This is a genomic window from Microbacterium sp. Bi128, assembly GCF_918698205.1.
This window is the reverse complement of record NZ_CAKKMM010000275.1, coordinates 1-5,404: the sequence shown is the minus strand read 5'-3', so window position 1 is coordinate 5,404 and position 5,404 is coordinate 1. Positions and strand designations below refer to the sequence as shown.

General features: G+C 70.2%; 6 protein-coding genes. 5 read left to right on the top strand and 1 reads right to left on the bottom strand.

Features of this window, described 5'->3' with window-relative positions:
- From LQV45_RS16890 to LQV45_RS16870, 5 genes are all read left to right on the top strand, one after another.
- A partial coding sequence (locus tag LQV45_RS16890; RefSeq protein WP_230008027.1) for a PLP-dependent transferase occupies positions 1–197 on the top strand: 197 nt, incomplete at its 5' end.
- A gap of 95 nt (positions 198–292) precedes the next feature.
- Entirely contained in the window at positions 293–814 is a 522-nt protein-coding gene (locus LQV45_RS16885; protein WP_223913761.1) for a helix-turn-helix domain-containing protein, read from the top strand.
- The gene (locus LQV45_RS16880) at positions 811–2,172 is read left to right on the top strand and encodes an MFS transporter (RefSeq protein WP_230008026.1); all 1,362 of its coding nucleotides are present in this window, start codon (positions 811–813) and stop codon (positions 2,170–2,172) included. Before LQV45_RS16885 ends, LQV45_RS16880 begins: the two co-directional genes overlap by 4 nt.
- A gap of 108 nt (positions 2,173–2,280) precedes the next feature.
- Positions 2,281–3,639, top strand: a complete 1,359-nt coding sequence (locus LQV45_RS16875; protein ID WP_230008025.1) for a glycosyltransferase 87 family protein — start codon at positions 2,281–2,283, stop codon at positions 3,637–3,639.
- A gap of 83 nt (positions 3,640–3,722) precedes the next feature.
- Positions 3,723–4,484 carry an SDR family oxidoreductase gene (locus tag LQV45_RS16870; RefSeq protein WP_230008024.1) on the top strand — a complete coding sequence of 254 codons (762 nt, stop codon included), beginning with the start codon at positions 3,723–3,725 and terminating at the stop codon, positions 4,482–4,484.
- 81 nt (positions 4,485–4,565) lie between these two features.
- Here the strand turns inward: LQV45_RS16870 and LQV45_RS16865 are convergent, their stop codons facing one another.
- Positions 4,566–5,048, bottom strand: a complete 483-nt coding sequence (locus LQV45_RS16865; protein WP_230008023.1) for a hypothetical protein — start codon at positions 5,046–5,048, stop codon at positions 4,566–4,568.
- Positions 5,049–5,404: the final 356 nt, after the last annotated feature.

Below are 5,404 nucleotides of genomic sequence, written 5' to 3'. Positions count from 1 at the left end.
TGTTCACCCTGGCGGAGTCCCTGGGCGGGATCGAATCGCTCATGAACTACCCGTCCGAAATGACGCACGCCTCGGTCAAGGGCACGGAACTGGCGGTCCCGGTCAACCTGATCCGGCTCTCGTGCGGCATCGAGGACGTGGAGGACCTGATCGCCGACCTCGACGCCGCGATTTCCTCCCTGGCCGCCGGCAGCTAACTGCACCGTAGCTGCACCGGCAACCGACCCCGGCGCCCGGATCATTCCGCCGGGCCACCCTAGCTTTCTCTAAGAGAGTCAGCTAGGGTGGCCGCATGGCACTTCGATCCGACTGGTCCCAACGGACCTGCAGCATGGCCCGCGGCCTCGACATCCTGGGCGATCCCTGGAGCGTGCTCGTCCTGCGCGAGGTGTTCTTCGGCAACGGCCGCTTCGAAGCCATGAAGGCCCGGCTGGGGGCGGCCGATTCCGTGCTCACCAAGCGGCTCGCCGGGCTCGTCGCCGCCGGGCTCCTGGCCCGGAGGCCCTACGACGACGGCGGCCGCACCCGCCAGGAGTACGTCCTCACCGCCATGGGCGAAGACGCCCTCCCGGTGCTCAACGCCGTCGTGATCTGGGCCGAAAAGCATCTCCCGGCGCCGTCCGGGCAGGCACACATGTTCGTCATCCACAGCGGCTGCGGGGAGCGGACCTCCTCGGCTGACACGTGCACGGCCTGCGGGGAACCGCTGACGGCCGCCAACACGAGCTGGCACAGCCTCTCCCGCACCGCGGACCCCGTGCCGCTGGCCTCGGCCGGCACCGGGACCCCTGTCCAGAACGGAACCGCCGCATGAATGCCCCCGAAACCACCGTGACCCCGGCGCCGGTCCGCCGCCGCATCCACCCGGCGTGGACCGTCGCCGCCGTGGCTTTCCTCGCGCTGGTCGGCGCGGCAGGGTTCCGGGCGGCCCCGGGTGTGCTGATGGTGCCGCTGCAGAACGAGTTCGGCTGGTCCACCACCGTGCTCTCCGCCGCGGTCAGCATCAACCTCGTGCTTTTCGGGCTCACGGCACCGTTCGCGGCAGCGCTCATGGAACGCTTCGGCATCCGCGCAGTCACAGCCGTGGCCCTGGTGCTGATCGGCGCCGGCAGCGCACTGACGGTCCTCGTGACCCAGTCCTGGCAGATCCTGCTGACGTGGGGGCTGCTGATCGGGCTCGGCACCGGGTCCATGGCGCTGGTCTTCGCCGCGACCATCGCCAACACCTGGTTCGCCAAGAGCCGCGGCCTGGTCATCGGCATCCTCACCGCCGGCAGCGCCGCCGGACAGCTCGTGTTCCTGCCCTTCATCGCCGCCCTCGCCCAGGACCCGGGCTGGCGGCAGGCCTCGCTCCTCATCGGTGCCGGCGCGCTGGCCGTGGTGCCGCTCGTGCTGATGTTCCTGAAGAACTCACCGGCCGACGTCGGCGTGCTGCCCTACGGGGCGACGCCGCCGGCCCCCGGCCCGAACGCCGGCACGGAATCCAGCGGGCCCGAACCGACAGGACCGGCCGCCGGGCAGGAAGTGCAGGAGCCCCGCCGGAACGCAGCGGTCCGTGCCCTGCAGGTCCTCAAACGGGCCAGCAAAGTGCGTACCTTCTGGGCCCTGGTGGCCGGCTTCGCGATCTGCGGCGCGACCACCAACGGGCTGATCGGCACCCACTTCATCCCCTCCGCCCACGACCACGGCATGCCCGAAACCACCGCGGCGGGCCTGCTTGCCGTCGTCGGCCTCTTCGACATCATCGGCACCATCGCCTCCGGGTGGCTCACGGACCGCTTCAACCCCCGGATCCTGCTCGCCGTGTACTACCAGTTCCGCGGGATCGGGCTGCTGGTCCTGCCGCTGCTGCTCAGCGCCACCGTCCAGCCCAGCATGATCGTGTTCGTGGTCATCTACGGCCTGGACTGGGTCGCCACGGTGCCGCCGACCGCCGCGATCTGCCGCCAGGTGTTCGGTGCCGACGGGAGCGTCGTGTTCGGCTGGGTGTTCGCGGCCCACCAGCTCGGCGCGGCCGCCGCGGCCCTGGCAGCCGGGGCGGTCCGGGACGCCACCGGCCAGTACACCTACGCCTGGTTTGCGGCCGCTGCCATGTGCACCATCGCCGCCGTCATCAGCGCCAGCATCCGCAAGGACGCCCGGAAGCCGGAGTCCGTCCCGGTCCCGGCGTAGCTGTTCTGTAGACTGACCCGACAGCGAGGGCGCGTTTGCGCCGCCCTGGACGGAACCGACCAAACGGCCAGCGTCTACATCAGCAGCCCGATGGGGGAGTACATGTCAGTGCCCGTTTCAGACCGCAGCCCGGCGCGGTATTCACCCGTCCCGCACCTGTTCCGGTTCTCCGTCATCCCGGCCATCGCCGCGGTGGGCTACTTCATCTGGATCTCGCTCGGAGTCTGGGGCAAGCACGGCCTGGACTTCAGCGTCTACTGGTACGGCGGTAAAATCCTCAACGACGCCGGCGCGGCACCCTCAGCGCTGTATGCGGGCAACGTGGACTGGGCCGGCGGACCGGCGCTGATGTTTACCTACCCGCCGTTCGCCGCCATCGTCTTCGGCCTCTTGGCCCGGTTGCCCCTGGCGGCGGCGCTGACCCTGTTCAACGCCGCCGGCGCCGGGGTGGCGATCCTGGCCGCGGTCCGAACGGTCCGGTACTGGAACGCGAAAGCCTCCTGGCGCGACACCTTCCGGGCACCGGGCAACGGCTGGGCGGCCGCCGTCCTGGTCCTGGCGGTGCTGAACCTGGGTCCCTGGCGCGAGACCCTGGTGTTCGGCCAAATCAACGCCCTGCTGATGGGCCTGATCGCCGTGGACCTGTTGGCCCGCAACCGGCGCTGGGCCCGCGGTTTCCCCGGCAGCGGCTTCCTGGTGGGCGTCGCCGCCGGCATCAAGCTGACGCCCCTGGTGTTCGGGCTCTACTTTCTGGTCCGCAGGGACTGGCGCGGGCTGGGCAACATGGCCGCCGGCTTCACCGCCACCGTGGCGGCAGGGTGGCTGCTCCGGCCCGCCGAATCCCTGCAGTTCTGGCTCCAGATGCTGCCCGACACCTCCCGGATGGGGGGAGCGGGCTATGTGGACAACCTGTCCATTAAGGGCGCCCTGCTGCACTTCGGGGTCCCGGAAGCGCGCGTCACCGTGCCGTGGCTGCTGCTGAGCCTGGCGGTTGTGGCCGTGGGCGCCGCAGTGATCAAGGCCGCCAGCGATCAGGGTGCCCGCGTCGTGGCCGTATCGGCGACCGCGCTCACCATGCTGCTGATCAGCCCGGTCTCGTGGTCCCACCACTGGGTGTGGGTCGCGGCGGTCTTTCCGGCTTTCGCCTGGACCCTGCGGGAAGCTCCGCGCCGGTACGTCGGGATGCGCTGGACCATGGGCGGCGTGCTGGGCCTGTCGATCCTCGTATTCCTGTTCTCGCCCAAGACCATCGGTACGGCCCTCGGCGCCGAAAACCTCGACATCCAGACGCCCGGGCTGTGGATCATGGCCTCCAGCGCCGGCGTCTTCTGCGCCCTGGCCGTGCTGGTCTGCTGGCTCGTGGCCCTGCGACGGGATCCGCTGGGGCCGGAGCCGGACCTTGCACGCGGGCCGGCTGCCGAACGGGACGTCCGGGCCGCCGACTCCACTTCCTCAGCCTCCTTGTAGGCACCGCTCGTAGCAGGCCGCGCACTTAGCAGGCCGCGCACCTGGTAGGCGCCGCGCCGGCCGCCACCGCTAGGCTGGTCGGCATGAGCTCCCCCGACGGACGTAAGACGGCCCTTGTCACCGGTGTCGGCCGGCTCGCCGGAATCGGCGCAGGCATCGCACGCCGCCTCGCCGCGGACGGCTGGGACCTCGTGCTGACGTACTGGCAGGACTACGACGCGCGGATGCCGTGGGGAGTCCAATCGGACGACGTCGAACGCCTCACCGCCGAGCTCGAGGCGATCGGCGCCGCCGTCGTGGCGCTGCCGGCGGATTTCCAGGACCCGCACGCCGTGGACCGGCTGATGTCCGCCGCCGCGGCGGAGGCCGGAACCCTGCAGGGTCTGGTGCTCAGCCACGCCGAATCCGTGGACTCCTCCATCCTGGACACGTCGCTGGAGAGCTTCGAGAGGCACTTTGCGGTCAACACCCGGGCCAGCTGGCAGTTGATTGCCGCTTTCGCCCGGCAGGCCGGTCCCGAGGGCGGCGCCATCGTGGCCCTGACCAGCGACCACACCGCTTTCAACCTGCCCTACGGGGCATCAAAGGGCGCCCTGGACCGGATCGTGATCGCCGCCGCCCGCGAACTCGGCCCGCTCGGGATCAGCGCCAACGTCCTGAACCCGGGACCGGTGGATACCGGCTGGATGGATGAGCCGCTCCGTGACGAACTGGCCCGCCGGCAACCCGGCGGCCGGCTGGGCACACCGGCGGACGTGGCCGGCACCGTCGCGTTCCTGCTCTCGCCCGAGGGCCGCTGGATGTCCGGGCAGCTGGTCAAGGCCGACGGCGGATTCTCCGCCTGAACCGCGGGAACGCTCTGATTCATGGAGCGTGTGTGGTGTTGGGGCGGCGTCCGGTGGTGGCCGGACCCGGTCAGCCGGCGCTCAGCCGGCGGTCAGCTGGGCGAGGGCGGTTGCCAGTTCGGTGGCGGCGCCTTGGAGGAGGCAGGCCGTCTCCCGTGCCCGGGTCTTGCGTCCGGACTGGAGGTCGGCATCGATGAGGTCGGCGATGAGTTCGAGCCGGCACGCACCGGCCTTGGATGCGGACCAGGACAGGCTTTGGGCGGCCAGGCGCGCGCCCTCCCAGTCCCCGCCGGCCAGGGCCTGGTGAATCTTTTCGACCCGGTGGGGAAGCATGAGCTGGAATGTGCTGACGAAGTCGTGGAACTTCCACGACTGGACCGTCCCCGTGCTCTCCTGAAGCCGGTCGCGGTCCAGGACGAGTGCCGCGCTGATGCGGGCCCGGTGCCGGTGGGGTCCCTGGCCGGAAGCGGACCTGTCCTGGCCGTCCCCGCCCGCGCCGGCAATGGCGTGACGTGCCGGAAGGAAACGAAGTGTCCACGCGGCTGGCTTTGCGTTGAGACTCATGATGTCCCCCTTTACTTGGCAGCCTGTTCCACCCGTCGGGCAGGAAGAGTGCTCAGCTCCTGTCTGGGACGGGCGGGACTACGTCGGTTCGACCGGCCAGAGAAGAAGTGCCGGGGGCTATTTGGCTGCCTCTGCTCCGGTGGCGATGGCACCACTGTACGAATGCGCCCCCGGGAGGACACGAGTGTTGGCTACCCGTAAACCCGGCAGTCACCACTTGTATCACTGGCCTCATCCGTAGCGCGTGACGAGCGGACACGGAACACCGCCGCGAAATACCCCGCGGCTCTCAACGGAAGGCGGGGAGACCCGTGATGTGCTGGCCCAGGATCAGGGTGTGGACCTCGTCGGTTCCC

Excerpts from the sequence above, each read along its gene's own strand:
- LQV45_RS16885 (WP_223913761.1), top strand. The coding sequence starts at position 293 with ATGGCACTTCGATCCGACTGGTCCCAACGGACCTGCAGCATGGCCCGC.
- LQV45_RS16880 (WP_230008026.1), top strand. The coding sequence starts at position 811 with ATGAATGCCCCCGAAACCACCGTGACCCCGGCGCCGGTCCGCCGCCGC.
- LQV45_RS16870 (WP_230008024.1), top strand. The coding sequence starts at position 3,723 with ATGAGCTCCCCCGACGGACGTAAGACGGCCCTTGTCACCGGTGTCGGC.
- LQV45_RS16865 (WP_230008023.1), bottom strand. The coding sequence starts at position 5,048 with ATGAGTCTCAACGCAAAGCCAGCCGCGTGGACACTTCGTTTCCTTCCG.